This window comes from Streptomyces sp. NPDC014995 (genome assembly GCF_043080745.1).
Taxonomy (GTDB): Bacteria; Actinomycetota; Actinomycetes; order Streptomycetales; family Streptomycetaceae; genus Streptomyces.
The window spans coordinates 1-24,171 of record NZ_JBIBVX010000030.1; the positions used below are offsets into that span (position 1 = coordinate 1).

Genomic DNA, 24,171 nt, shown 5'->3' on the forward strand with positions numbered 1-24,171 from the left:
CGATCCACGGCCGTGACTCCCTCTTCCCCACGACAAACCAACGAGCAACCAGGACGACAGTCACATGATCAACAGCTTCTGTTAGGACCTCTAAGGCTGAGCGTCAGAAGGCAGACCAGCTTGCCGAAGAAGCCGCTGAGCAAGTCCGGCTTCTCACCGAGGAACTCGAACGACTACGCGGTAAAGTACCCGACGTCACCGCTACCGCAGAAGCGGAGACGACGGCGCCGGCCGTGCAGGCACCGCTGGATGTCGAAGCCGACGACATCGATCTGCCTTTCTCCAAGGCTGCCCGCCATCTGGACGACCGAGCCGACCGCCTTGACCAGCTCGCCAGCGAAGTTCACTTGGACAACCCGCCGGACATCTCGCTCACCTCGAACGATGCGCCGGACAACCCGCAGATGTCCGAACCGGATACGGTCTACCTGACACCCGAACACGTCGTCGACGCGGTCAAGGCGCTGCTGACCGAGGACGGAGCTGACGACGATGCGGAGGGCCTGCTCCATCTGGCGGGGCAGACGGTGGATCGGTTCCATACCCAGACGACGACCGGCGCGAGCACCCAGTTCGCCCGGCGCTGCGAGTTCACCCGACTGAGTACGGCTCCCCTACCTCTTGAAGTGCGTCTACATGGCGATCATGTCGCTCGACCCCACCGGCACAGGTCAGGCGCGCTGGACCAGCCGCTGGAAGACCGCCCTGAACGCCTTCGGCATCACCTTCGACGGCCTGGCTCTCCGCAGCCCGCCAGTAACCCAACCACCCTGGTTACACCGTTCGTTGGCAGACCCGGCCGAGGCCGCCAGCGAATTTCGTGCCGCGGCCCTTGGGCACACCCCTCGAAAGTCCGGCACACTCCCGTCACCGGTCCGTGGAAGATTGGCTGCATGGCGACTGTCGTGGCGTTCCACGCCCACCCCGATGACGAAGTGATCATGACAGGAGGCACCCTTGCGTGCGCCGCCGCCGAAGGACACCGCGTCGTAGTCGTCACTGCGACTGACGGCAACACCGGCGAGGCAAGCGGCAAGGAGCCCCTGCGGATGCGCGAACTGCGGGCGAGTTGTGCAGCGTTGGGGGTCCACCGGGTCGTCCACCTCGGGTACGCGGACAGCGGCAGGGATGAGCCGATGCTCCCTGACCCTCCCGGCCGCGTCCGTTTCGCTAGGGCGGACACGGAGGAGGCGGCAGAGCGACTCGCGGCGATCCTCAGGGCTGAGCGGGCAGACGTCCTGCTGAGCTACGACGCCAACGGCGGGTACGGCCACCGTGACCACGTGAAGGTCCATGAGGTCGGCCGCAGAGCTGCCGCACGTGTCTCTGTCGCCGTCCTGCTGGAGGCGACGCTGCCACGAGAACCCATCGTTAGGGCGCTGCGCCTGGCTTGCCACCTTGGCCTGCCACTGCGGGGGACCACCGAGGCGTTCCACAGCGCCTACACTCCGCGCGCTGCTATCACGCACCGCGTCGACACGCGGCGCGCCGCCCGCCGCAGGCGGGCGGCGCTGGCCGCGCACCAGTCGCAGGTCCATGGCACGGGCCGGATCGCCCCGCTGATGCGCTTCGCCCTACGGCTGCCGGCGCCCGTCTTCGGTTGGCTGCTGGGGCGGGAGTGGTACGTGGAGCCCGGTGCGGCACCCGCGTACGGACTCCGCTCCTCGATCTTCGCCGAACCGCCCCGCTGACACCGGCTCCGCCCCCGCCCCGCCCTCGACCTCGACCTCGACCTCGACCTCGACCTCGAGGATGATTCGGCGAAGGCTCGGCGGGGGATCCCCTGGGGGGGGATCTCTTGGGGGAGGGGACATGCCGCAGCAGCTCTCGCGCGACGATCTGAAAGAACTCCTGAACATCGCGCTCAAGGAGTACGAGTGGCTCCGCCGTGAAATAGACCAGCGCGTCGTCGCTCGCAGTCAACTCATCAGCTTTATAGGCGCGATGGCCGTCCTGGCGTCGGCCGTGGGCACGATCCTACTTAAGGACGGGAAGCAGGGGCTGTCGGGCATCTTCGTCAGTGGCATCGGCGCGTTCTTCGTACTCGCCATCGTCTACTGGCGGACGAGCAACAAATCCATCGTTCGGCTCGGCGCCTACCTCGAGGGGCTGGAGAAGAAGATCAACACGCTGACCGTGGAACTGTATGGAGAGGTCACGGTCGAATGGGAGACCCAGCGCGAGGGCGTGCGCCAACAGTCCCCGAACTGGCTTATGAAGGTCGGCGGATCCGTCCTCGCCCTCTACCGCAGGGAACCGATGGCCCGCCCCACGCCCTTCAACCGCGTTGGATGGCCCTAACCTTGCGCTTTCGCGAAGCACGATGTCCAGCAGGTGATCAGATAGGCGAAAAGTGCCTCTGACAAGCAAGAATGAGGATTGTCGAGGTCCTTGTTCCTGCCATCGCCGGAGGCACTTCTCAGGTGAAGAAGACTATCGCGTCGTACCCGCGTGTCCGCGGCGAGGGCGGTGGTCGCGGGGTGAGCTTGTTCCGCTTTGACGGACACCATCGGTGTGGTGGTCAGGCCGCCAGTGCGGCCTCGTAGTCGGCGGGACTGCGGTAACCGAGGCTGCTGTGCAGCCGGTGCAAGTTGTACCAGCTCTCGATCCACTCAAAGATCGCGGTGTGGGCGGCGGACCAGCTCGGCCAGGGCTGGGTGCCGCTCAGCTCGTTCTTCAAGGTGGCGAAGAACGACTCGGCCAGCGCGTTGTCCCAGCACTGGCCGGTGCGGCCGACCGACAGTCGGATGTCCAACTCGCCTGCCAGCAGGGAGAATTCATGACTGGTGTACTGGCAGCCGCGGTCGGAATGAAAGATCACCGACCCGGCGGGGCGGCGCTGGTGGCAGGCAGCTCGCAAGGCGTCGGCGACCAGCTCGGTGCGCAGGTGGTCGGCCGTTGCCCAGCCGACCACCCGGCGGGAGGCGATGTCGATGACGGTGGCCAGGAAGAGCCAGCCCTCGTCGGTGGGAATGTAGGTGATGTCGCCGCACCAGCGGGCGTCGGTCGCCATCGGGTCGGGCCGGAAATCGCGCAGGACCAGGTCGGGGCGGATGGCCGCGTGCGGGTCGGGGATCGTGGTGCGGTGCCGTCTTCTGCGGTGCCGGCCGGCGAGCCCGGCGGCCCGCATCAGCCGGGCGATGCGTCTGCGGCCGCACGCCGTGCCCTCGCGCTTGAGGACGGCGTGGATGCGCGGGGCGCCGTAGGTGCCGCGGGACTGGGCGTGGACGGCGGTGATCTGCTCGGTCAGCTCCGCGTCCTGCGCGGCGCGGGGGCCCGACAGCACCGGTGCGGCGGGCATAGAAGGCGGCACGGGAGACCTTCAGCAGCTCACACGCGCGTTTGACGCTGTGGCCCGCCTGCTTCTCCGCCTCGATGAACGGATGCACGTTCACCGGGTCTCCTTCGCGAAGAAAGCCGTGGCCCGCTTGAGGACCTCCACGTCCTCCCGCAGTCGGCGGTTCTCCCGCCGCAGCGCGGCCAGTTCCTCACGTTCGCTGCTGGTCAGCCCGTCACGCTCACCCGCGTCGACCTCGGCCTGCTTGACCCAGTCGCGCACCGCGGTCTCGGTCAGGTCGAAGTCCTTGGCGACCTGACCGACCGAGCGGTCCCCGCGCTGGCACAGCTCGACGATCTCGGCCTTGAACTCCGGCGTGAACGAGCGGCGAGGACGCGGCTTCTTCTTCCCCATGCTCTCCATGATGGACATCATCCTTCCGGGGGCCGATCTTCGATGTCCGTCAAAGCGGATCAAGCCCAGTCGACGGTGTTGCCCTTGTCCCGGGCGTGCAGGACCTCACTGGTGGTGAGTTCCACGCTGGTTGCGGCGCCGGTCGTGCCCTTGACCTTGACGTGGCGTTCCTCGGTGCCGCGGGCGCAGCGCAGGTCGTAGGGCTTGCCGAGCTTCTCCACCGCATGAGTGGCGGGAAAGTGATCGCTCGATCGGATGGTTGGCGCGTTGAGGCGTGTCACGAGGGCGGAGCGGGACAGGTTGCGGGCGTCCCATTCGTCCTTTGCGAAGGAGCACATCATGCGTGTACGCCGGTCTATGACCGTGGCCGCCACTAGGGCTGCCGCCTGCCCGAGCCGCCGGCGGTGGCGCCGTACGGCTGTCGCTGCGGCTGCGGTGTGTGCCGCGCTGGGTGGCGTGCTGGGCACTGCGACATCCGCAGCGGCTGAGGTGTCCGGCGGCACCGGAGAAGTCCGCAACGCCAGCACCGGCCGGCACATCGGAACCTACGGCAACTACGGTCAGGTGCTTGCTGCGTTCACCGATGCGAACTGGCCGGGCTCGTCCGACAGGAGCTGGACCTTCACTCCGCGCGAGCACGGCAGGTACTACAGCATCCAGAGCACCACCAAGGGAACGTGCTGGACCCGCAGCCCGAGGCCGGCAGCCGGTGGCGACTGGGAACGATACGGCCCATGGGTTGTCACCCTGGCGCCGTGCAGCCCGAACGCCACGAACCAGCAGTTCCAGCTGTGGTCGGTGCCCTACCCGGCGCCGCGCGGGACGGTCTCCATCCACCCCCGGGACGACATCTCCACCGTCCTGAGGCAGACCAGCACCCTCGGTGACGGCGGTACCTGGAACGCGCTGAGCCTGGAGAACCCCCAGCACACCAACGACGAGTTCTGGACGGTGCCCGTCACTCCCAACGTCGGCTGGTGATCCCCTACACCTCCGGCACGTCCTGCGGCATCGAGGCAACGGCGAGTCCAGTCGTGACAGGTATGCGCCGCCCCTCATCAGAAGCGTCAGCAGAGCGTCCGCAAGGCCCAGGGCCGACCGGACCGCGTAACCACGTCGGCGTCGCCCGCGACAGCGCCGGACGCTGGCGGCACCCGGCCGGCCCCCACTGCATCCGCGCGGACGTCGACGTACAGGAGGTGCCGCTGTTCCGCGAAGGCGACACCTTTCCTTGAGCCAGGTCCGGGCCGTGGTCGGCTCCATGGTCGGGCCGACCACGGCGGCCGGTGAGCTCCTGGCGCAGGTCCAGGTAGCAGCGCAGCCGTACGCCGGGCTGCCCTGCGTCCCGCGTCGTCTGCTCCGCAGTCGCCGCTGCCCACCGTTCGGCGAGCAGCTGCTGGAAGGCCAGGGCGGTGTCGTCGTCGGCGGCCGCGACGTCGACGACGACCAGGCCCGGCTCACTCACGTGCGCCTTGTTGATGGGGCCCATGTACGGCAATACGCCTGCGGGTTCCGCAGCGGCGGTGTCTTCACCCGACCGAGTGCCGGTGGTCAGGGGCTGTCGCCGCCCCAGTCCCAGCGGGCCGGGTCGCCGGGGCGCGGGTCGTAGAGCGCCCGGCCCCCGGGTCCGAACTGGCCCGAGTTCCGTGAGGAGGGAGAACCCGTCGTCGATCTCCTCCGGCCTCCAGCCGGTGATGTCGAGCAGCAATCCGTCCAGCAGCCCGCCCACCAGTTCGGCGTAACTGCGTCCCGGATTCGGGCCCGGATGGTCGTGGTCGGTGCTGTAGATCCGGCCGCGCAGCAGCTGCTCATCGTCACTGTCCATGTCGTCCAGCCTTGCAGCCGCCACCGACAACGAGGGCTTGCCCAAGGGGTGCTTGGGCAAGCCCTCGCGCTGCCAGGGGTGGCTTGCCCGGATCAGCTGCGCCAGCGTCCGAGCCAGCCGCCGGCCTTCAAGGCCTGCGCCGCCGCCTCCTCCTGGCGCTCCTGCTCCTGCCGCTCGCGTTCGGCCTGTTCCACCTGCCGCTCCGCTTCGAGCGCCCTCGCCTTGCAGTCGTCGCACAAGTGCGGGTGACTGTCCCCGCGGCCCCAGTCGACCGCGACGCTGGCCTTCCACCAGTCGTCGGTGAACTTCTGTCCGCAGTCGGCGCACACCGGACGCTGAGCCTCGCGTTCGGCTGCTTCCTGCGCGAGACGGTGCCGCGCCTCTTCGGCACGGCGGGCGAGGGCGGCATCGCGGCGGGGCGCGGGCCGCGGGCCGACCTGGTTGGACACGAGCAGGACCGGCGGGTGCGTCGCGTCACCCCACTCGGGATCGGGGACGGACCAGCGGGTGCGCCACATCGGCTTGTCCTAGCCGTCAGTGTCCTTCGCCTTCCGGTGGAAGTGGCGCATGTACTTGTCGAACTTCAAGGCGATGACGCTCGCGTCCTCGGTGCAGTTGTCGGCCTCGATGAACAACAGCGGCAACCCCACCTCCGGGGCGACGAGGACGATGTCGGCCCACGCACATCCCACGCCGGGGTTCCTTCACGTGCCCGTCGACGGGAGGACGACTTCGGTGGCGTAGGAGGTGATGCTGCCGATCCCGTCAGGCGCGTCGACCCAGCCTGGGCGGCCGCGATGGCTTCGGCCGGCTCACCCGCTATCAGGTGAAGGTCGGACTTCGGACAGATCATCGCGATGACCGTCTCGTTGACCGTCATCGCGCGAGGCGCCGGAGCGGCCCGCGCTCTTGGGCATGCCGCCCATCTCCTCCGGCCCCCGGTCCAACTCGATCGCGGCAGCGGCCAGCCCGTCCTTGGTGAGCAGGCGCACCTCCTTTCCTCCTCTGCTGCGGCCGCCGTCGACGGACAGGCCATGCCGTCGCAGCTCGTTGAGCGCGCCGCGATGGGAGGCGGTGCGCGCCTCCTTCCGCAGGGCTGGCGTCTTCTTCGTGGTGTGCCGGAAAGTCAGGTGCGGTGAGGACAGACGCTGTATCTGATCCGCCGTCGCGGCCTTGAGCACCCGAGCACGCACAGCAGATCGGCGTGCAGGTTGTTCGTCGATCCCGCCTCGTTCGTCCTGCGCTTGCCCGCCATCAGCCCCGCCCTCCCGTGCGTCGCGACCGGCCACCGGCCGGGCGCCGGCCCCCGGCCGCAGAGGGCACCCGGCGCGCCCTCAACCCGGTGATCGCCTCCACCACTGGCACCCCCACCTATTTCCAGGGCTTGGTCAGTGAGAGGAGGAGAGAAGAGGGTCGTGACGACGCGCGACAGTCCCGGAAAGCTGTGGTGGCCTGGGGAAATGCGGTCAGCGCTCGCGCCGGGCACGGAAGTGGGTACGGCAGTGGGATCGCAAGCGCCGGCGGCAGGGGACTGCGGCGGCTTGCCCAGCCGACCAGCCCTCCCAGACCTGGGTGCTCGGCTCCTTGGTCGGCGGCGTGGTCAGGGTACGGCGGGCGCCTGTGTCCGGTCATCATCCCGGGTCTCTCCCTTGCGTCGTGGCGTCCTCCACCGGCCCTGTGACGGCCGGTGACACACCCGCGCGAGGCAGAACCGCCCCGATGCTCGGTGGCCGCTGCATGTCCCTCCTGCGGGCGCGCGGCGGCCATCGTGAACACCCACCCCTTGTCCGCGACCTGACGGCGGCCGGTAGCGAAGTTGGTCAAGGAGAAACGCCCACTCCTGGCGGCCCTCGCGGAATCGGACAAGGGGTCCGTGGTCGGCCCGACCGCGATCGGACAAGGGGTCGTGGTCGGGCCGACCAGACTCGACAAGGGGGCCCGGGTCACCCCATGCAGTCCTATTCCATCCCGGTTTGAAAAGGGGGGAGAGATCTCCGGCCTCTGTCCACAGGCTGACGGGCTGACCCTGCTGGAGACGTCGTCGTGATCGGCACGGCGACCGTACGTCAGGAGCTGCCCGTGTCCCCCAACGTTCCCCCGCTGCCCCCGCACCTGGTCCAGCTGGGCTTCGACTACATCCTGGCGGTGGAGAGCGGAGACGGCGTCCAGGCCGCGCGGCTCGCGCCCGAGGTGGAGCAGCTGTCGGGGCTGCTGCCGGGCATCACGGAACTGATCGTCTTCCCCGTGACCGCGCTGTCCGACGACACCGACCCCTGCGCCGACTCCTTCGTCCTGGACGAGGTCGGCGTCATCTACCTGATGGCGATCCGCGCGTGGGCCACGCACGCTCCCGCGGCTGCCGCGCCGGGGATCGCCCACACCGTCGCGCACTTCGTCGGCCATGTCCTCGCCGACGCGCCGAAGGACGTCGTCCGGGCTCTGCAGGCGCTGCGCGATGAGGAGGTGGAGCGGGCCCGCGCTGCGCACTGCGCAGACGGCGCGCGCCGGTAACCGCACCTGCGCACCGCGCGGGTGCGCACCGCCTGCGCATTCGGTGCGGCCGATGCGCACCAACCGGTGCGGATGACCGCACCGGTGCGCGCGTGGCGCGATGCGTAGGTTCTCGCGGATGGTGTCCTGCCAGCGGGCGGCTTTCGCGTACCGGAGCACGGTGTTGAGGCCCCAGCCCAGATGCCGGGCGATAGCCCGGCGTGAGTGGCCCTGGGCAAGCATCTCGTGGACCAGGGCGTGCGCTGCCTTCTTCCGCTCGGCCCGCCGGCCGACGGGCTCCGAGTCGTCCTGCGACCGACCGGAAGCTGGTCGGGTGTCCTGCGACAACATCCCGGGGGAACCTCCGGGCGACAGGTTGCGCAAGCAGTCGCGGTGGGCGGCGACACAGGTCTCCACGGCTCGGCCGAGGCCCTGCCACAGGTGGAACCGGTCGGCGACCTGCAGAGTGTCGGGGGCGCCGCGACCGGGCGCCCTCGGCGTAGGCGCCCGCCCGGTCGCGGCAGATGATCTCAACGCCGGGATGACGGATCAGCCAGGCAGCCAGCGGCCCGGCTTCACGTGTCGGGAGCACATCGACCACCTGGTGGTCTTCGACACTGGTCAAGACGGTGGAGCAGGTCTGGCCGCGGCGGATCGCGAAGTCGCCCACGCCCAACACCCGCGGCGTGCTGAACCGTGGATCGGGCAACGCCATGACGCTGCGTAACAAGGTCATCCTTCCTGCACCGAAGCCCAGTTGGGCCGTCAGCCGGGCGCCGGCCCGCCCCGCCAGGGCGAGCCCCACTCGCTCCAGGGAGCGGTTGAGCCGCGTGGTGAATCGCGCATACGGCGCGGCCAGCTGGGAGAACGGCTCGGCGAACGTCCGGCGCCGGCAGTCGGCCGATCCGCAGATGAAGCGCCGGACCGCCGGCCGGATCACAAAGACCTGCTCAGCGAGCGGAAGATCCTTCAACCTGCGCTGGTAACGGTCGTGGACCCGGTTCGAAAAGCAGCCGCAGTCCGGACATCTGCCCCGGCCGCGCGACCTTTCGCCACCACCTCGACCGTACCGAACGCGGCCGTAACCGCCTCGACGTCCACCTCGTCGATTCCCTCGAACACCAGCGAGTCCCACAACGGTGCATCGGTCTGCATGACCAGCACCATCACCATCACCATCACCATCCACAACCGACCGCAGCAGCTGTCGACAGACACCTGAGGAAGCATCAATTCTGACCGTCCAGCGACAAGGCGGTGCGCGGTCTCATGCCAACCCGACTCCTCACAATCGACCATCGAGGTAACGTTCCGCGACCACTCCCCAAGATCTGTGCCGGAACCGAGTTTTGGGAACGCCGCGAAACCGCTGGTCGCATGCGGGCGTGCGTACTTGTGCTGCAGGAAGTCTTGGGTCAGAGCCGGATCGCGTTTGGAGCTTCACTCCCCAGGCGGCTCAGCTCTTGCATGGCCTCGCGCTCTATGTGTGAAAGATCGAACAGGACGGTGCATGCCTGCACCAGGCACTGCACATCACCTGATTCACCGGCTTTTGTGATCAATGCGGCGACTTCCGTCCACAGGGTGGCTGCCTCCGTGTACAGCCTGTGACCGGTACGCAGGTGTCTACTGCCGAGCAGTTGAGCGCATTCGCCGAGGAAGTCGCGGTAGAGATTGCGGAACAGGGCGCCGCCAGTGCCTGCTTTCTCCATCAAGACGGCAGCCTGCGGCAGGTCCCGCTGCGGATTGTCGGTCCGCTGGAGCCATGTGCGCACCAGCTTGCCGGCCTTCTCGATCCCTCGGTAACCGAGGTTGGCGATAGGCGGGTTGAGGAAGACGTCGGCGCAGGCGGTGATAGCGGGAACGATCTGGCGCGGTAGGGAGGGCAGGTTCCTCGGTGCGGTCAGGGTGAAGGACCTGTGCTTGGCGGTCATCGGGCCGCGCGCGGCCCTGGCCTGGGCGAGGCTGGTCAGGCTGGTGGATACGGCTCCGCCTTGCCGGTGGGTGTCCACCAGGTAGGCGTCGTGGTCGTCGTAGCCATGCATGGCGACGATATGACCGCCGAAGTGCACCTTCGACGTGAAGTAGTCCAGGTAGTAGCTGTCGAGCTGCAAGCCGACCGGGTGGCCGGCGTCGATGGGGACCACCACGTTCTCCCAGGCCCTGCGGGGGGAGGTGGTCTCTTGGACCCGGAGCTCCAGCCCGAGTCTGGTGGCCAGGTTTCTGGTGAGGTCGAAAGGCTTGACCCTTCCCCCGAGGAAGGGGAAGCCCATGTTCTTGCTGTCCCAGTAGATGAAGGACAGGCCGGAGCCGAGGCCGAAGAGCATGGGCTCGGTCAGATCGATTCCTTGGTGCCGCAACAGCACACCCGCAGCTGTCGTCTCGCAGTGCTGCGCACCGCAGGCATCAATCTCCATTGCCGTGGTCATGCCATGCATTCCTGGGCGGGGATGATCAGCCGGGTCATCAGTTCTTCCTGCGCGCCGGGTTGGTACTGCACCAAGGCGTTCTGCACCGTGGCGCAGCCCACGCCGTACTTGTGCATCACGGCCACTTTCGTCAGCCCGGCACGGTAACCCCCAAGTTTCGCCGCGTACAGCTCGATCTTGGACTTCGGCACCATCAATGCCTCCTCGCAGCACGGAGCACGTCCATGCTCCCACCGCAAGCCCTTTGGTGTTGCCGAAACTCATCGACATCCACGCGCTTCGATCCAGGGTGTTGTCGGCGCTGACCGACACCCGTTCCCGAAACTTACTGGCACACCCACTTGATTGGGTCGGTGGGAAGCAGCAACATCTGAAGCTCAGTTGAAACTGCTGCAAGGGGGCGTCCGGTCCCCCGCGTCAGCGCAGTCGGCTGCGGGCGTGCGCACTTGGGTTGCAGGTGGCAGTCACGGTCGGACGGCCGCTGGCGCCAACGAGCCTGGGCAGGGTCAACCTGCCTCCTCTGTTCAGACCTTGCCCTGCGGCTGGTCTGTGCCTTGGGCACGGCTTGGGTGCTCCTGTCGTGGCGTCCGAGAGTCCGCGACGGGAGGCAAGCGACAGTTTTGCCTGCGCTTCTCCCGTCGGGCGGAGCCTGTTGCGCGACGTTGAAGATGTGCAGGAAGGCGATGTGGTCACTGTCGATAAAGCAGCGTGAAACGACCCCGTGCGGTCGCCGGGCCGCCGGGCCGCCGGGGTCGTGATGAACACGGTGTCGGTTTCGTGCTCACGGTGTCGCGTGGGTCTTGATGGTGGCGGGACAGTCGTGTTGGTGGGGCTGGGGTCCCGCGATGTTGAGGATGGGCTCTTCTCCTTCCAGGATTTCGAAGACGAAGACGACGCCGGAGGAGGTGGCCTGGATGGCGCACTGGTTGTCGAAGGTCAGAGGCGTGTAGGGCCGCCAGGCGCAACCGGCGCGGTCGAGAGCTACGATCATGTCGGGGTACTTCGGGTGGCCGGGGAACGTCTGCCTGTTGGCCAGGCAAGCCGGAAGCTCGATGACATCACGCCAGGTCTGGAGGCAGATCAGGATGATCTTCTGGCAGCGGCAGACGCTCAGCTCAAGGTCGCCGTAGGCGAACAGACGCGGACATGACCGACGCCTCCCGACGACCACTTCAAAGGGCTCGCCGAGCGTTTCGGTGACCGTGTCCCAGGCCGCGCCGTTCGCGACCGGGCCCAGCTGTCCCGACCGGGCGAGTTCCGTCAGGACGTCGAGTAGTTCCATGAGGGTGACCGAGCGGGGCAGACCGCGGCTGGTGAGGTGGATCAGCTCGACGGCGCGTCGGAGAACAGGGTGTCCTGCCGTCCGGCGATCGTGATGTGGTGCTTGATGTAGCTGGAGGTCTCCTCCTTCGTCATCGTGGGCGCGACCGTGGCGGCAAGATCGACGTTTCTCTCGTCGGACGCGGGAAACTCCCCCGCCGGCTCTCGCGCCAGTGTTGAAGAAGTCGGATGCCTACCGGAACGAGACCTACCGGCGTGACCGGTACCGGACGGGGTTCACAGCCCGAGGTCGGAGAGACCGGGGTGATCGTCGGGTCGGCGGCCCAGCGGCCAGTGGTACTTGCGCTCCTCCTCGGCGATGGGCAGGTCGTTGATGCTCGCGTGGCGCACGCGCATGAGGCCGCTGTCGTCGAACTCCCAGTTCTCGTTGCCGTAGGCGCGGAACCAGTGCCCGGAATCGTCGTGGTACTCGTAGGCGAACCGGACGGCGATGCGGTTTCCGTCGAACGCCCACAACTCCTTGATGAGGCGGTAGTCCAGTTCCCGGTTCCACTTGCGGGCCAGGAACTTCACGATCTCGTCGCGGCCTGTGACGAACTCCGCGCGGTTGCGCCAGCGCGAGTCGGGCGTGTAGGCGAGGGCGATTTTCTCGGGGTCGCGGGTGTTCCAGCCGTCTTCGGCCTGGCGGACCTTGGTGATCGCCGTTTCCCGGGTGAACGGCGGGAACGGGGGGCGCTGCTCGGGCATGACGCACTCCTCTGGGAAGCCCTGCGACAGTGAGAACGGTCGTTCTCGCAATGTCCCCATACACTAGGAGAACGACGGTTCTCATGCAAGGGGAAGAAGTCTTGGACACCGAGCTGGCACGCGAGCGCATCCTGGACGCCGCCGAAGACCTCTTCTACGCCCGAGGCATCCAAGCCGTCGGCATGGACCTGATCCGTGACGCCTCGGGTGTCACGCTGCGGCGCCTCTATCAGCTGTTCCCCTCCAAGGGCGACCTCGTCGAGGCCTACCTGGCCCGTAGGGACACCCGCTGGCTCCAAAGCCTTGCAGCCCATGTCGACACAGCCGCGGAAACTCCGCAGGAGCGGCTGCTCGCCGTCTTCGACTGGCTGGAAGACTGGTTCACCCAGCCCGGCTTCCACGGGTGCGCCTTCGTCAACTCCTTCGGCGAGCTGGGCGGCACATCACCCCGGGTCGCTGCCGCGGCCCGCCACCACAAGGACACCTTCCACGCCTACCTGCGGGAACTCGCAACAGCTGCAGGAGCGGCAGCGGATACCGGCACCCAGATCGCCCTGCTGGCCGAGGGAGCAATGACCGTCGCCGCCATCTCGGGCGCACCCGCAGCGGCCCGCCAAGCCAAACAGGCGGCGCAGCTTCTGCTGACGCTCGCCACACGCCGCGTCAACACTGATCTCCCCTCGTAGCCGGGGAGGCGTAGCGCCTTTGCGGTGCAGGAGGGTGACGATGCGGGACGGTCGGCCCGGCCAGGGCTGCTCCTGCTCTCCGTTTCGGCGGCGGCCTTCGTGGCGCCGTACGGGTGACCGGATCGGGCAGGCACCTCTCGTCGTAGCGGACGCTCGCACCGGAGAACACCGAGACTGAGCAATTCAGTTGGCCGGTCAGGGTTCGAGTCGGCCGGCTGAGTGTTCCTCGCGAGCGCTGTGCCGTGGGGTGGTCCGCCAGAACTGGCGCAACGCGCTGACGAGCGCCTCGGGCGCATCTTCGGCGATGTGGTGGCCGGAGTCGATCGGCCCGCCCTCCAGCCGGTCGGCCGCCCAGTCGCGCCACACGCTCAGCACGTCACCGTAGAGGTCGGCCATGTCGTCACGGGTGGCCCACAGCACCTGCAACGGACAGCCGATGCGCCGGCCGGCCTGCCGGTCAGCGTCATCGTGCTCCCGGTCGACACCGAGGCCGGCTCGATAGTCCTCGCACATGGCGTGCACGGTGGCCGGATCGTGGATCGCGCGCCGGTAATCCTCGTACGCCTCGGTGCCCATCTGCTCGGGGGTGGCCTTGTACCAGGCGTCGGGGTCCGCGTTGATGATGCGTTCGGCGGGCTTGTCGGTCTGCCCGAGGAAGAACCAGTGCCACCAGCTTGCGGCGAACGTCGCGTCGCAGCGTCGGAGCGCCTCCCCGATGGGGACGGCGTCCAGCACGCTGAGGGCGGATACGGACTCCGGATGATCCAGGGCGAGCCGTGTGGACACGTACGCGCCCCGGTCGTGCCCGACGACGGCAAACCGGTCGTGCCCGAGTCGGCGCATGACCGCCAGGCAGTCGCTTGCCATGGCGCGCTTGGCATACGGACTGTGCCGCTCGTCGGTCGGGGGCTTGTCGGACTCGCCGTAGCCACGCAGATCCGGGCAGACCACCGTGTGGCCGGCTGCGGCCAGCAGCGGGGCAACGCGGTGCCAGGTGGCGTGCGTGCGCGGATGGCCGTGCAAGAGCAGCACCGCCGGACCGCTGCCGCCGTAACGCACCCGCAGGTGTGCGCCGTTTCCCTCGCACCGCGTCAACTCAAAGCCGTCGAACACGTAGCCTCCTGCGCCTCGGACATCGCGGCTCACCTGCCCCGCGGCGCTCCGCCCACACGTCGGTACCCGGTTGACTGTGCGTGTCGGCCTTTGTCGTGCTCACACGGCCAACTGAAGCGCTCCTTACCCAGCCCTCGGGCACCCGAGCCTCCCTCGTCGATCGGTTGACTTGCGCCGGGTGGGCGTGAGTCGGCCGGCGACCTGGCTGCAGAACCGCGAGGTTCGCTCCGGTCGCATCAGCGGCAACATGCGCCGACCACTCGGCGCACGGCCATCCCAGCTGGGAATGGGATCGGCATGAAGGCGGCGACACGCCACCCGACGGTCGCTGCGGCACAATCAGAGGTCATGGTTGCGCACCCTGATCCAGCCGTTCTGTATCCCGACGTCGCGACCCGAGGCAGCCTCGGCGCGGCGCTCCAAGCTGTGGCGGAAGAGGGCGGTTTCTCCCTCCCCGTTCGGGCCTCGGCCTCCGATCCGTTGCACTGTGCCGCCGTCGACAGCGCACTGCCCCATCGCAGGGCACTGCTCATCAGCTCGTCGGCGATCAAGCGCTGGTGGTCGATCCGCGGTGAAGGTTCGATCCAATACGTGCCACTCATCCAGGGCGACACCGACGATCTGACGCAGGTCGCCAGGGCCGCACAGGCCTGGCACGACGGGGTGGCATTGACCGACATCCCCCAGGCCACGCCGTTCGTGCACCTGACCGGCCGTTTCGAGGTCCCCGACCACGATCCCGTGCGCCTGACCGAATCCCAGTGGCAGGGCCTGCGCACCGAGGCGCGCGCAGCGGAGCAGCCCGGGTATCAGGCACTGGTCGAGGCGGCATATGCCGAGCCGGCGCTGCGGAATCTCTATCCGTTCACCAGCCACTGGGCGCTGCGCTTCTCGACCACCACCGGCCCGTTCACGTCGATCGTCGGACCGTGCCTGCTTGCGGACGACATCGACCGGTACACGGTCAGCGCAGCCTTCACGGGCAAGGACCCTCTCGCAGAAGCCACTACGGCGCAGGAGGCAGTGGCGGCAGCCGTGCGCCATCTGCCCTCCGGCCTCGGGCCTGTCACGTCCGGGGCATTCCCCGCCGAGAATCGGCGTGAACTCGGTTCATGAGCTCCGTTGCCGTCACCAACAGGTGACGGCGCAGCCAAGGGCGACGAAAGCTAGGTGGATCTCAGGGAGGTTTAACAGGAGTTCGTGCGCTCTGTCGTGTTCTGTCCACCGCTTCCAGGCGAACGAGCGAGCGGTGATGTCGTGCGACGAACCGAGTACGACGCGTCCCGGGCCGTCAAGCGCCTGAAAGTGCCCGCAGGCGCGTTCCAATGGGCGCGGCACAGTGAACACCACCGGCCCGATGCCGCACCCCGCGCACTCCGCGGGCCGGCCCCCACGCCGCGCGAGCTCATGCACCCGGGCAGGCTCACGGTCCTGCGGCCCGCCCGATGCCGGCATGGCCGACGCCGTCCGCCGGCGCGGCGAAGGGTGTGCGTACGCTCGCCGCGGAGACGGCAGAGGCAAGGTGTGACGGGGGTCACGGGAACTCGGTGTGTGCGGCGCGGCAGCTAGTGGGGGTGAGCACTCATATGCGTACCCGGATACGGGCCGGGGATCCGAGCGCCTTCGCCGAGCTGTTCGACAGCTACGCCCGCGCGGTCTACAACCATGCCTTCCGACTCACCGCCGACTGGTCGACGGCCGAGGACGTGATGGCCGAGACCTTCACGGAGGCATGGCGACTGCGTGAGCGGATCGAGGCCGAGGGCGGCTCCCTGCGCCCCTGGCTGCTGGGCGTCGCGACCAACGTCGCCCGCAGCCACTACCGCAGCAACCGTCGCTACCGGGCGGCGGCGACCGCCGCCGCGGAGGCCGAGATGACGCTGCCCGACCACGCCGAGGAGGTCGCCGGCCGGCTCGACGACCGACGGCGCATCGCTGCCGCACTCGGGGCACTCGCCGCACTGCGCAGACCGGAACGCGAGGTCCTGGCGCTGTGCCTGTGGGAGGGACTGGAGTACACGGCCGCGGCCGAGGCGCTCGGCATCCCCGTGGGCACGGTCCGCTCCCGCCTCTTCCGGGCCCGCGCGAAACTGCGGAAGCTCACCGAAGCGGAACTGGCGGGAGAGCCCGGCGAACTCGTGCACGGGAAACGGGAACTCGGGCCGCCGGATCGACAGACAACAGGAGAACGTACCAACTCGATCCGGCCCGTATCGGAAGGAAACCGATGAAAGCGACCCCGTCCCGGCAGAGTCCGGCCGAGTGGGATGAGAGCGCACGCCTCCACCCCCTGAGGGCGCGCGATCTCCCGACGGGCCGTCACCAGTTCCACAAGGAGCAATTGATGGCCCACATCCAGCAGGAAGTCCAGCAGGACGAGCGCTCGGCGGCGACCGCCCTTGCCCGGCCGAAGACCCGGCGGTTCCGGCTGCCCCGCCCGGCCGTCACGCTTCCCGTGACGGCCCTCGCCCTGGCTGGCGCGGTCGTCGCCGGGACAGCGATGAGTGACGGAAACGGCGTCAGGACCGGCGTCGCCACCGGACCGGCCCTGACCACCGAGCTCGGTACCCCGACCACCAAGGGTCTTCCGCAGCTGGTCGACCGGATCTCGCTGGCGGCGGCCGAAGGGCCCCACCCCACCGTCAAGCCGGGCCAGTACGTCTACATCGAGTCCAAGACCGCCGACACCTTCGTCAAGACCGTCGACGACAAGAGCAGCCTGGCCAGCCACAAGCTGCACCGGCGCCAGGTGTGGCTGTCCGCCGACGGCACCAAGGGCTGGCTGATCGACCCGGCCGTCAACGACAGCCCCGAGGGGGAGACGCTGAGCCTGCCCGATGAACAGGGCAACACCCCGGTGGCCGGGCTCAACCACCCGTCGTACGACTTCCTGGCCACGCTGACCACCGACCCCGACAAGCTGCTGGCGATGATCTACAAGGAGACCCAGGGCCAGGGCAACAGCCCCGACCAGCAGGCGTTCACCACGATCGGTGATCTGCTCGGCGAGAGCTATCCGCCGGCACAGCTCTACGCGGCCCTCTTCAAGGCCGCCGCGAAGATTCCCGGAGTCGTCGTGGTGCCCAATGCCCAGGACGCGATGGGCCGGTCCGGGGTGGCGGTGGCCCGGCTGGACGAGACCACCGGCCAACGCGAGGAATGGATCTTCGACAAGAACACCCACGCCTTCCTCGGTGAGCGCAGCGTCCAGGTGAAGGTGAAGGCGAGCGACGGCCCGGACAGTCTGATGAAGCCCGGTACCGTGACCTTCACCAGCGCCATCGTCAACCGCGCGGTCGTAGACGGCATCAAGCAGACCCCCACCCGGACCGGCTGACGTCCTGCCGGCCCGACGGCCTCCCCCACGCTTCCCTACGGCGGCGTGGGCGAGGCCGTCGGGCCGGCGGTGCATGCAGGGGCAATCACACGGAGCGAAAGCACAGCTTGTGCAACTGCCGGCTCCCGGCCCGCGACAGGTGGATGGCCGCCGGAAGATCGGTGTGGCACACGAGACCGCCGGGGCGGCTCATGCCGCCAGCCACCGCACGACATGCCGGACTTCGCGCCCCGGCGGCACACCGGCGGAGCCGGGAATGGCCCACCGGTGTGCCGTTTGCGCGTCACGGAGTGAGAGAGGTGAGGGTTCCGCCTTCGACCTTCAGGGCCGCACCGGTGGTGGCCGAGGCCCGGTCGGAGCTGGTGAAGAGGATGAGGTCGGCGACCTCGGAGGGCCGGATCAGCCGCTGGATCAGGGACGTCGGGCGGAAGCGGGCGATGAACTCGCGCTGCGCGGCGTCGAAGGACTCCGCCTCGGGGATGAGGGCGGTGATGTACTCCTCGATGCCTTCGGTGTGAGTGGGGCCGGGCAGCACCGAGTTGACGGTGACGCCGGTGCCGGCCGCGGCCTTGGCCAGGCCGCCGGCCACCGCCAGCAGGGCGGTCTTGGTCACGCCGTAGTGGACCATGTCCAGGGGGGTGTCGATGGCCGTCTCGCTGGAGACGAACACGATGCGGCCGAAGCCGCGGTCCATCATTCCGGGCATGTAGTGGCGGGCCAGCCGTACGCCGCTGAGAACGTTGACCTCGAAGAAGCGACGCCACTCCTCGTCCTCGATCTCCAGAACCGGGGTGGAGGCGAAGATACCGGTGTTGTTGACCAGGACATCCACCTCGGGCACCGCCTCCAGCAGCGCCTGAGCGCCTTCGGTCGTGGCCACATCCGCGGCCACGGTGACGATGTCGGCGTCGGGCACACGCTCACGGATGCCGTCGGCCGCCGCCTTGAGGCGGGCCTCGTCGCGGCCGTTGAGCACGGTGCGGGCTCCGGCGCGGGCGAACGCCTCGGCGGTGGCCAGGCCGATGCCCAGCGTCGAGCCGGTGATCAAAGCAGTGCGGCCGGTGAAGTCGATGTGCACGATGTCTTCCCTCGGTAGTCCGGCGACGGGACAGAGAGGCCCGTCGACCGCCCGTCTGAGACGGAACGTTCTCTCCGAGAATGAGACGGAACGTTCTCTCTTGTCAAGCCTTGCTAGTGTGAGAACGTTCCGTCTCATCATGAGGGCGACCCCGTGGTGAGCCTTCGTCCCGACCCGAGGAGGTCCCCGTGGCGCGACGTTCGCCGGAGGAGACACGGCGGCACATCCTGGAGGTCGCCGGCGACCTCTTCTACAGCCGCGGCGTCCGCGCGGTCGGCATGGATCTGGTGATCAGCACTGCCGGGGTGGCCAATGCCACGCTCTACCGCCAGTTCGCGACCAAGGACGAGTTGGTCACCGCCTACCTCGTCACACGCAACGAGCACTGGTGGCAGCGCCTGCGCGAGTCAGCCACCGCGCCCGACGCCCGCGAACGGATCAGGGCGCTGTTCGATCTCATCCGCCAGGACATGACCGTCCCGGGCTACCGCGGCTGCGCCACCCTCAACATCACTAGCGAGTTCCCCGACACCGACCACCCGGCCCACACCGCCGCCATCGCACACAAGACCGAAGTGCAGGCCTGGCTGCGCGACCAGCTTCGCGAGGCCGGCGACCCGGATCCCGAGGACACGGCCGGCAAGCTCATGGTCATCCTCGACGGCGCCCAGGTCCTGGCCGCCGCCCTGGGAACCGACGCCCCCGGTGACCACATGACCCAACTGGCCGAGCAACTCCTCGACGCACGGCTGCCCGCCGCCCGCTGAGCCCACGACCGGCACGCTTCCGATCTGCGAAGAAGCGTGAACGGCAGCAGGTGGCGGTCCGGGCCCCGAAGCGCGATCCCGATTTCGAGGGTTGACTCCCGAAAGTGTGAGTGATTGAGTACTCACATGAAGACGCAACGCCCCCGCCAGTTGTCCACCGCCGAGGAGCGCCGCGAGACGGTGCTGCACACCGCCATCGGCGCGTTCGCCGCCCGCGGCTACTGGGCGACGACGACCAGCGAGGTCGCCAAGGCGGCCGGCATCTCCCAGGCGTACGTCTACCGGCTGTTCCCGAGCAAGGAGTCGCTCTTCGTCGCCGTGGTGGAGCACTGCTTCGTGCAGGTGCGGGGCAGTCTGGAGCGCGCCGCGGCCAAGGCAGGCGGGAGCAGCCCCGGGGTCGTACTCGCCGCCATGGGCGAGGCCTACGCCCGGCTGATCAGCGACAACGACTTGATGCTGGTCCAGCTCCACGCCCAGGCCGCGGCCGTCTCCGAGCCGGCCGTACGGGAGGCGGTCCGCCAGGGTTACGCCCGTCTGGTGGAGTACGTACGTGGTGCGTCGGGGGGCAGCGAGAGCGAGGTCCAGGAGTTTTTCGCGCGCGGCATGCTCTGCCACCTGATTGTCTCCATGGGAGCGGAGGCAGTGGACGCCCCGTGGGCGCGGACCCTCGCGGCGGGCATCAGGCATTACTGAGCCCACCGGGCATCGGGCGTCGTCGGACCTGTCGGCGGGGTGTGTCACCCCGCCTCTCTTTCGCTCACGGTTGTGAGTGGTTGACCACACATGGAGTGGGGATGTTCAAGCCAACCAGCACCACCACCGGCCCGGGGCCCGCTCTCGCGGCCCTGGCCGGGGCGCAGTTCACCGTCATGCTCGCCACCTCGATCGTGAACGTGGCGCTGCCGCAGATCCGTGCGGGCGTGGGCCTGACGGAGAGCGGCACGACCTGGGTGGTCAACGCCTACGGTCTCGCGTTCGGGGCGCTGCTGCTGGCGGGCGGCCGCGCGGCGGACCTGCTGGGACGCCGTCGCGTCCTGCTCGCGGGGCTCGCGGTGTTCGGCGCCGCATCGGTGGCGGCGGGACTGGCCGGCTCGTCCGACATCCTGATCGCCGCCCGCGCTGTGCAGGGACTGGGCGCCGCGGCCGTCGCCCCTGCGGCCCTGGCCCTGGTGATGGACGTGTTCCCGCCCGGCCCGGGCCGAGGGAAGGCGCTGGGCGTGTGGGGCGCGGTCTCGGGTGCCGGCGGCGCGGCCGGTGTCCTCCTCGGCGGTGCCCTGACGCAGGCCTGGGGCTGGCCCTGGATCTTCTACACCGTCGCGATCGGAGCGTTCCTCGTCCTGGCGGCCGCAGCCGCGTTCGTACCGCAGGCAGCCGGCAGGGAGACCGGTTCGTTCGCCCTCGCGGGCACCGCCGCCGTGACGCTCGCCCTGACCGCCCTGGTGTGGGGGCTGACCACCGCACGCCGCTCCGGCTGGACGGACGGCTCGGTGCTCGGATCCTTCGCCCTGGCAGCCGTACTGCTGGCCGCGTTCGTCCTGATCGAGCGCCGCCATCCGGACCCGCTCCTGCCGCCCCGCCTGTTCCGCGCCGGTCGCGTCACCGCGGGCAACGTGCTCATGGCACTGCTGGGCTCGGTGTGGATCGCCCTGTTCTTCTTCCTGCCGCTCTACCAGCAGCAGGTCCTCGGCCACAACCCGCTGGTGACCGGCCTGGGCCAGCTCCCGCTCGCCGCCGCGAACGTGCTCGGCTCCACGCTGGCGCCGCGCATCTCCCGCCGCATCGGGGCCACCGTAACCGTCGTCGCGGCGCTGCTGACCGAAGCCGCCGGGCTGCTGTGGCTCTCGCAGATCAGCGCCCACGGCAGCTACCTCGCGAGCATCCTCGGACCGAGCATCCTGATCGGCCTGGGCCTGAGCATCGCCTTCGTCCAACTGACCGCCCTGTCCGTGGAGGGCGTCGCCAAGGAGGACGCCGGTCTGGCCGGTGGAGTGGTCAACACCACCCGTCAGGTCGGCGGCGCCGTCGGCCTGGCAGTCCTCGCCACCCTGGCCGGCTCCGTCACCGCCGACGCGGCCACCCACCGGCCGCACCTGGAGGCACTGACCGCCGGCTACCGCACCGCGTTCACCATCTCAGCCGCGGTCCTGGCCGTCACCGCCCTCCTCGCCGTCCTCATCACGCGGCGGGGAACCGCACCGGCAGCACACGCTCCGGGTACCACCGCGCCCCTCCCGTCCGCCGTCCGGACCCGCTGACCACCTCCACACACCGCACCACACCACTCAGCCGCCACCACATCAACCGGAAGGAAACACCGGCATGTTCACCATCGACGAGACCGCCCCCGTCATCGTCCGCCTGTCCACCGTGATCGACGCCCCGCTGGAGACAGTCTGGGGCCTGCACGCCGACATCGAATCCTGGGCCGACTGGAACGCGGACGTCGACCGGGCGAAGCTCGACGGCCCGCTGCTGCCCGGCACCTCCTTCAGCTGGAAGACCCACGGCCTGGACATCACCTCCACCATCCGGGAGATCGTCCCCGGCGAGCGGATCGTGTGGGGCGGCCCGGCGGGCGGCATCGAAGGCATCCACGTGTGGACCTTCGAGCAGACCGGCAGCCAGGTCACCGTCCACACCGAGGAGTCCTGGAGCGGCGCCCCCGTCGACGCCGCCGCCGAGGAACTCGGCCAGGCCCTGCGCCACTCCCTGACCACCTGGCTCGCCGCCCTCAAGGCTCGTGCCGAGCAGGCCGGCTGACAGCCCGCCGGACCCTCCGACACGTCCTCGCCCCGTTCGCCCCTTACCGAAGTGAGATTACCGACATGACCAGCAAGCCCTACCTGACCGGCCACTACACCCCCGCAGTCGACGAGATCACCGCCACCGGGCTGACCGTCGAGGGCTCCCTCCCCCCGGAGCTGACCGGCCGGCTGATCCGCAACAGCCACAACCCGAAGCCCGGCATCACCCCCACCCACTGGTTCAAGGGCAGCGGCATGGTGCACGGCATCCGCCTGCGCGACGGCCGCGCCGAGTGGTACCGCAACCGCTGGGTGCACACCCCCGCCCTCGACGGCGCCCCCTACATGACCGAGCACGGCCCCGACATGACGGCCAGCACCGCCGGCACCCACGTCATCGAGCACGCCGGCCGCCTGCTCGCGCTGTGCGAGTCCAACTTCCCCTTCGAACTCACCCGGGACCTGGACACCGTCGGCGCCCACGACTTCGCCGGCAAACTGCGCAGCGCCATGACCGCCCACCCGAAGACCGACCCGGTCACCGGCGAGCTGCACTTCTTCGGCTCCTCGCCCTTCCCGCCCTTCTTGACGTACTACGTCGCCGACGCCGAGGGAGAGATCACCCACAGCGCCGAGATCCCCGGCGCGACCGCCTCCCTCAAGCACGACTTCGCCATCACCTCCCGCCACGTCGTGTTCATCGAGGGCACGGTCACCTTCGCCCCGGCCGAGCACTCCGGCATCCCCTACGCCTGGAACGACGACCAGCCGGCCCGTATCGGCGTCATGCCCCGCGGCGCGGACGGTGCCGGCAAGATCCGCTGGTTCCCCATCGAGCCCGGCAGCATGCTGCACGCCGCCAACGCCTACGAGGACGCCCGGGGTCGCATCGTCCTGGAGGGCCCCACCGTCGACCGCGAGGGCTTCCGCCTCTCCTGGAACTGGTGGGTCGGCGCGCCCGGCCGCGGCTCCGAGCCCAACACCCGCTCCTACACTCGCCGTTGGGTCATCGACCCGGCCGCCGGAACCGTCAACGAGCAGATCATCGACGACCTCGCGGTGGAGTTCCCGACCCTCAACGAGGACTATCTCGGAGCGGAGCACCGGTACCAGTACGCGGTCTCCTTCCCCGACCAGGAGGGCTACGGCGGTTACGGCATCGTCAAGTACGACCGCACCACCGGCGCCCGCCGCATCCACCAGGTCGGCGACGCCCGCCTGCCCAGCGAGGCCGTCTTCGTCCCGGCCGCCGACGCCACCACCGAGGACGACGGCTACCTCCTCACCGTCATCTCCGACCTCAAGCAGGACGCCTCCCGCCTCCTGGTCCTGGATGCCTCGGGCCTGGACCAGATCGCCGCCGTCCAGCTGCCGCGCCGAGTCACCGGCGGCATCCACGGCTCCTGGATCCCCGACACCGCCCTCGACCTCACCCGTAGCTGAACACCACCCCAGGCCTTGGGGGCGCGCCCGGCTCGTCCCCAAGGCACCCAGAACGCGCACGCCCGTACCGTGCCCGACCCGACCTCTCCCCCGCCGCCGTCCCCCGCCCGACGTCGCCGCCGCACCGACGGCGGCACGGGCGCGGCGACCCCGCCACGCGCAACCCGTGGCATGGCGGGCCACCTTGCATGAGGCACCCGCCCACGTACCGAGCAGGCTCCCGGCCACCAGGTCGACCGCCACTGTCCAGTAGGTCGCCCAGGTCCGTGAAGGGCACAGCGGCCAGCCTGGCGGGAAGAGCCGTGATCACGACGGCCAGGCTCATCGCCTTGTTCAGGACGACGGCCGGCAGAGCCGCGAAGCCGAACAGGCTGATCAGCAGCGGCAGCTGAACTCCGCGCCGCCCAGGCCGACCATCCCGCCCAGCACGCCGATGGCCGCCCCCGCCCCGAGCACCAAGGGCGCCGAGTGCGTCGGACGTACGGGAGCGAGGTCCTCGTCAGTGGCCGTACCGGGCATCCTCGCTGGCAGTCGTAACCT

The 24,171-nt window shown here is 69.1% G+C and carries 28 protein-coding genes and 1 pseudogene; 12 read left to right on the plus strand and 17 right to left on the minus strand.

The annotated features are described in order from the left end of the window. Window positions 1-173: 173 nt before the first annotated feature. Window positions 174-542: a hypothetical protein gene (locus ACF1A1_RS37855; protein WP_392006538.1), complete on the minus strand. Its 369-nt coding sequence runs from the start codon at window positions 540-542 to the stop codon at window positions 174-176. 351 nt (window positions 543-893) lie between these two features. Between ACF1A1_RS37855 and ACF1A1_RS37860 the strand changes: the two genes are divergently transcribed. Both ACF1A1_RS37860 and ACF1A1_RS37865 read left to right on the plus strand, forming a co-directional pair. Beyond that, a complete protein-coding gene (locus ACF1A1_RS37860; RefSeq protein ID WP_392006540.1) occupies window positions 894-1,691 on the plus strand; it encodes a PIG-L deacetylase family protein in 798 nt (265 codons plus the stop codon). A gap of 121 nt (window positions 1,692-1,812) precedes the next feature. Further along, window positions 1,813-2,301, plus strand: coding sequence for a hypothetical protein (locus ACF1A1_RS37865; protein WP_392006542.1), 489 nt, complete (start codon window positions 1,813-1,815; stop codon window positions 2,299-2,301). A gap of 220 nt (window positions 2,302-2,521) precedes the next feature. Here ACF1A1_RS37865 and ACF1A1_RS37870 read toward each other — a convergent pair whose 3' ends face one another. The 3 genes from ACF1A1_RS37870 to ACF1A1_RS37880 form a co-directional block, all read right to left on the minus strand. Then, complete coding sequence (locus ACF1A1_RS37870) at window positions 2,522-3,301, minus strand: IS3 family transposase (RefSeq protein WP_392006544.1); 780 nt, start codon at window positions 3,299-3,301, stop codon at window positions 2,522-2,524. A gap of 90 nt (window positions 3,302-3,391) precedes the next feature. Next, entirely contained in the window at window positions 3,392-3,700 is a 309-nt protein-coding gene (locus ACF1A1_RS37875) for a transposase (RefSeq protein WP_392006546.1), read from the minus strand. A gap of 50 nt (window positions 3,701-3,750) precedes the next feature. After that, window positions 3,751-3,912, minus strand: a complete 162-nt coding sequence (locus ACF1A1_RS37880; RefSeq protein WP_392006548.1) for a protein NO VEIN domain-containing protein — start codon at window positions 3,910-3,912, stop codon at window positions 3,751-3,753. Window positions 3,913-4,147: 235 nt separating this feature from the next. On the opposite strand from ACF1A1_RS37880, the gene ACF1A1_RS37885 reads away from it, so the two are divergent. Then, window positions 4,148-4,672: an RICIN domain-containing protein gene (locus tag ACF1A1_RS37885; protein ID WP_392006550.1), complete on the plus strand. Its 525-nt coding sequence runs from the start codon at window positions 4,148-4,150 to the stop codon at window positions 4,670-4,672. 4 nt (window positions 4,673-4,676) lie between these two features. On the opposite strand, the gene ACF1A1_RS37890 is transcribed toward ACF1A1_RS37885, so the two are convergent. The 11 genes and pseudogenes from ACF1A1_RS37890 to ACF1A1_RS37940 all read right to left on the minus strand — a co-directional run bounded on the left by ACF1A1_RS37890 (window position 4,677) and on the right by ACF1A1_RS37940 (window position 12,463). After that, complete coding sequence (locus tag ACF1A1_RS37890) at window positions 4,677-5,180, minus strand: DUF6207 family protein (protein ID WP_392006552.1); 504 nt, start codon at window positions 5,178-5,180, stop codon at window positions 4,677-4,679. 62 nt (window positions 5,181-5,242) lie between these two features. Continuing rightward, a pseudogene (locus ACF1A1_RS37895) lies at window positions 5,243-5,516 on the minus strand (hypothetical protein). Window positions 5,517-5,608: 92 nt separating this feature from the next. Then, window positions 5,609-6,034, minus strand: a complete 426-nt coding sequence (locus tag ACF1A1_RS37900) for a hypothetical protein (RefSeq protein ID WP_392006554.1) — start codon at window positions 6,032-6,034, stop codon at window positions 5,609-5,611. Window positions 6,035-6,043: 9 nt separating this feature from the next. Next, on the minus strand, window positions 6,044-6,208 hold the full coding sequence (locus ACF1A1_RS37905) for a hypothetical protein (protein WP_392006556.1): 165 nt from the start codon (window positions 6,206-6,208) through the stop codon (window positions 6,044-6,046). 120 nt (window positions 6,209-6,328) lie between these two features. After that, the gene (locus ACF1A1_RS37910) at window positions 6,329-6,697 is read right to left on the minus strand and encodes a hypothetical protein (protein WP_392006558.1); all 369 of its coding nucleotides are present in this window, start codon (window positions 6,695-6,697) and stop codon (window positions 6,329-6,331) included. 1,127 nt (window positions 6,698-7,824) lie between these two features. Next, window positions 7,825-8,979: a hypothetical protein gene (locus ACF1A1_RS37915; RefSeq protein ID WP_392006626.1), complete on the minus strand. Its 1,155-nt coding sequence runs from the start codon at window positions 8,977-8,979 to the stop codon at window positions 7,825-7,827. Further along, on the minus strand, window positions 8,976-9,224 hold the full coding sequence (locus tag ACF1A1_RS37920) for a hypothetical protein (protein WP_392006559.1): 249 nt from the start codon (window positions 9,222-9,224) through the stop codon (window positions 8,976-8,978). Before ACF1A1_RS37920 ends, ACF1A1_RS37915 begins: the two co-directional genes overlap by 4 nt. Window positions 9,225-9,421: 197 nt before the next feature. Next, on the minus strand, window positions 9,422-10,435 hold the full coding sequence (locus ACF1A1_RS37925) for a BtrH N-terminal domain-containing protein (RefSeq protein ID WP_392006561.1): 1,014 nt from the start codon (window positions 10,433-10,435) through the stop codon (window positions 9,422-9,424). Next, window positions 10,432-10,629 (minus strand): hypothetical protein, encoded by a 198-nt coding sequence (locus ACF1A1_RS37930; RefSeq protein WP_392006563.1) that lies wholly within the window; start codon window positions 10,627-10,629, stop codon window positions 10,432-10,434. Before ACF1A1_RS37930 ends, ACF1A1_RS37925 begins: the two co-directional genes overlap by 4 nt. 587 nt (window positions 10,630-11,216) lie before the next feature. Next, the gene (locus tag ACF1A1_RS37935; protein WP_392006565.1) at window positions 11,217-11,717 is read right to left on the minus strand and encodes a hypothetical protein; all 501 of its coding nucleotides are present in this window, start codon (window positions 11,715-11,717) and stop codon (window positions 11,217-11,219) included. A 275-nt stretch (window positions 11,718-11,992) separates the two neighbouring features. Then, entirely contained in the window at window positions 11,993-12,463 is a 471-nt protein-coding gene (locus tag ACF1A1_RS37940) for a DUF1348 family protein (RefSeq protein ID WP_392006567.1), read from the minus strand. Window positions 12,464-12,564: 101 nt separating this feature from the next. Here ACF1A1_RS37940 and ACF1A1_RS37945 point away from each other — a divergent pair, with 101 nt between their 5' ends. Beyond that, window positions 12,565-13,149: a TetR/AcrR family transcriptional regulator gene (locus ACF1A1_RS37945; RefSeq protein WP_392006569.1), complete on the plus strand. Its 585-nt coding sequence runs from the start codon at window positions 12,565-12,567 to the stop codon at window positions 13,147-13,149. 195 nt (window positions 13,150-13,344) lie between these two features. Here the strand turns inward: ACF1A1_RS37945 and ACF1A1_RS37950 are convergent, their stop codons facing one another. Next, the gene (locus tag ACF1A1_RS37950) at window positions 13,345-14,262 is read right to left on the minus strand and encodes an alpha/beta fold hydrolase (protein WP_392006571.1); all 918 of its coding nucleotides are present in this window, start codon (window positions 14,260-14,262) and stop codon (window positions 13,345-13,347) included. A gap of 348 nt (window positions 14,263-14,610) precedes the next feature. Here ACF1A1_RS37950 and ACF1A1_RS37955 point away from each other — a divergent pair, with 348 nt between their 5' ends. The 3 genes from ACF1A1_RS37955 to ACF1A1_RS37965 all read left to right on the plus strand — a co-directional run bounded on the left by ACF1A1_RS37955 (window position 14,611) and on the right by ACF1A1_RS37965 (window position 17,599). After that, window positions 14,611-15,378 carry a DUF6193 family natural product biosynthesis protein gene (locus ACF1A1_RS37955; RefSeq protein WP_392006573.1) on the plus strand — a complete coding sequence of 256 codons (768 nt, stop codon included), beginning with the start codon at window positions 14,611-14,613 and terminating at the stop codon, window positions 15,376-15,378. A 470-nt stretch (window positions 15,379-15,848) separates the two neighbouring features. Beyond that, a complete protein-coding gene (locus ACF1A1_RS37960) occupies window positions 15,849-16,493 on the plus strand; it encodes an RNA polymerase sigma factor (protein WP_392006575.1) in 645 nt (214 codons plus the stop codon). Continuing rightward, the gene (locus ACF1A1_RS37965) at window positions 16,490-17,599 is read left to right on the plus strand and encodes a CU044_5270 family protein (RefSeq protein ID WP_392006577.1); all 1,110 of its coding nucleotides are present in this window, start codon (window positions 16,490-16,492) and stop codon (window positions 17,597-17,599) included. The genes ACF1A1_RS37960 and ACF1A1_RS37965 overlap by 4 nt, the downstream gene beginning before the upstream one ends. A gap of 283 nt (window positions 17,600-17,882) precedes the next feature. Here the strand turns inward: ACF1A1_RS37965 and ACF1A1_RS37970 are convergent, their stop codons facing one another. Continuing rightward, entirely contained in the window at window positions 17,883-18,677 is a 795-nt protein-coding gene (locus ACF1A1_RS37970) for an SDR family NAD(P)-dependent oxidoreductase (protein WP_392006579.1), read from the minus strand. Between the two features lie 188 nt (window positions 18,678-18,865). Here ACF1A1_RS37970 and ACF1A1_RS37975 point away from each other — a divergent pair, with 188 nt between their 5' ends. The 5 genes from ACF1A1_RS37975 (at window position 18,866) to ACF1A1_RS37995 (ending at window position 23,631) form a co-directional block, all read left to right on the plus strand. Continuing rightward, on the plus strand, window positions 18,866-19,444 hold the full coding sequence (locus ACF1A1_RS37975) for a TetR/AcrR family transcriptional regulator (RefSeq protein WP_392006581.1): 579 nt from the start codon (window positions 18,866-18,868) through the stop codon (window positions 19,442-19,444). A 126-nt stretch (window positions 19,445-19,570) separates the two neighbouring features. Then, window positions 19,571-20,137: a TetR/AcrR family transcriptional regulator gene (locus ACF1A1_RS37980; protein ID WP_392006583.1), complete on the plus strand. Its 567-nt coding sequence runs from the start codon at window positions 19,571-19,573 to the stop codon at window positions 20,135-20,137. 101 nt (window positions 20,138-20,238) lie between these two features. After that, complete coding sequence (locus ACF1A1_RS37985; RefSeq protein ID WP_392006585.1) at window positions 20,239-21,699, plus strand: MFS transporter; 1,461 nt, start codon at window positions 20,239-20,241, stop codon at window positions 21,697-21,699. Window positions 21,700-21,763: 64 nt separating this feature from the next. Next, window positions 21,764-22,204, plus strand: a complete 441-nt coding sequence (locus ACF1A1_RS37990; RefSeq protein WP_392006586.1) for an SRPBCC family protein — start codon at window positions 21,764-21,766, stop codon at window positions 22,202-22,204. Between the two features lie 65 nt (window positions 22,205-22,269). Further along, window positions 22,270-23,631 (plus strand): carotenoid oxygenase family protein, encoded by a 1,362-nt coding sequence (locus ACF1A1_RS37995; RefSeq protein ID WP_392006588.1) that lies wholly within the window; start codon window positions 22,270-22,272, stop codon window positions 23,629-23,631. Window positions 23,632-24,171 lie beyond the last annotated feature (540 nt).

Coding starts and splice junctions, on each gene's coding strand:
- ACF1A1_RS37855 (WP_392006538.1), bottom strand. CDS start 542: ATGGAACCGATCCACCGTCTGCCCCGCCAGATGGAGCAGGCCCTCCGC.
- ACF1A1_RS37860 (WP_392006540.1), top strand. CDS start 894: ATGGCGACTGTCGTGGCGTTCCACGCCCACCCCGATGACGAAGTGATC.
- ACF1A1_RS37865 (WP_392006542.1), top strand. CDS start 1,813: ATGCCGCAGCAGCTCTCGCGCGACGATCTGAAAGAACTCCTGAACATC.
- ACF1A1_RS37870 (WP_392006544.1), bottom strand. CDS start 3,301: ATGCCCGCCGCACCGGTGCTGTCGGGCCCCCGCGCCGCGCAGGACGCG.
- ACF1A1_RS37875 (WP_392006546.1), bottom strand. CDS start 3,700: ATGGAGAGCATGGGGAAGAAGAAGCCGCGTCCTCGCCGCTCGTTCACG.
- ACF1A1_RS37890 (WP_392006552.1), bottom strand. CDS start 5,180: ATGGGCCCCATCAACAAGGCGCACGTGAGTGAGCCGGGCCTGGTCGTC.
- ACF1A1_RS37900 (WP_392006554.1), bottom strand. CDS start 6,034: ATGTGGCGCACCCGCTGGTCCGTCCCCGATCCCGAGTGGGGTGACGCG.
- ACF1A1_RS37925 (WP_392006561.1), bottom strand. CDS start 10,435: ATGACCACGGCAATGGAGATTGATGCCTGCGGTGCGCAGCACTGCGAG.
- ACF1A1_RS37930 (WP_392006563.1), bottom strand. CDS start 10,629: ATGGTGCCGAAGTCCAAGATCGAGCTGTACGCGGCGAAACTTGGGGGT.
- ACF1A1_RS37935 (WP_392006565.1), bottom strand. CDS start 11,717: ATGGAACTACTCGACGTCCTGACGGAACTCGCCCGGTCGGGACAGCTG.
- ACF1A1_RS37940 (WP_392006567.1), bottom strand. CDS start 12,463: ATGCCCGAGCAGCGCCCCCCGTTCCCGCCGTTCACCCGGGAAACGGCG.
- ACF1A1_RS37955 (WP_392006573.1), top strand. CDS start 14,611: ATGGTTGCGCACCCTGATCCAGCCGTTCTGTATCCCGACGTCGCGACC.
- ACF1A1_RS37960 (WP_392006575.1), top strand. CDS start 15,849: ATGCGTACCCGGATACGGGCCGGGGATCCGAGCGCCTTCGCCGAGCTG.
- ACF1A1_RS37965 (WP_392006577.1), top strand. CDS start 16,490: ATGAAAGCGACCCCGTCCCGGCAGAGTCCGGCCGAGTGGGATGAGAGC.
- ACF1A1_RS37980 (WP_392006583.1), top strand. CDS start 19,571: ATGAAGACGCAACGCCCCCGCCAGTTGTCCACCGCCGAGGAGCGCCGC.
- ACF1A1_RS37985 (WP_392006585.1), top strand. CDS start 20,239: ATGTTCAAGCCAACCAGCACCACCACCGGCCCGGGGCCCGCTCTCGCG.
- ACF1A1_RS37990 (WP_392006586.1), top strand. CDS start 21,764: ATGTTCACCATCGACGAGACCGCCCCCGTCATCGTCCGCCTGTCCACC.
- ACF1A1_RS37995 (WP_392006588.1), top strand. CDS start 22,270: ATGACCAGCAAGCCCTACCTGACCGGCCACTACACCCCCGCAGTCGAC.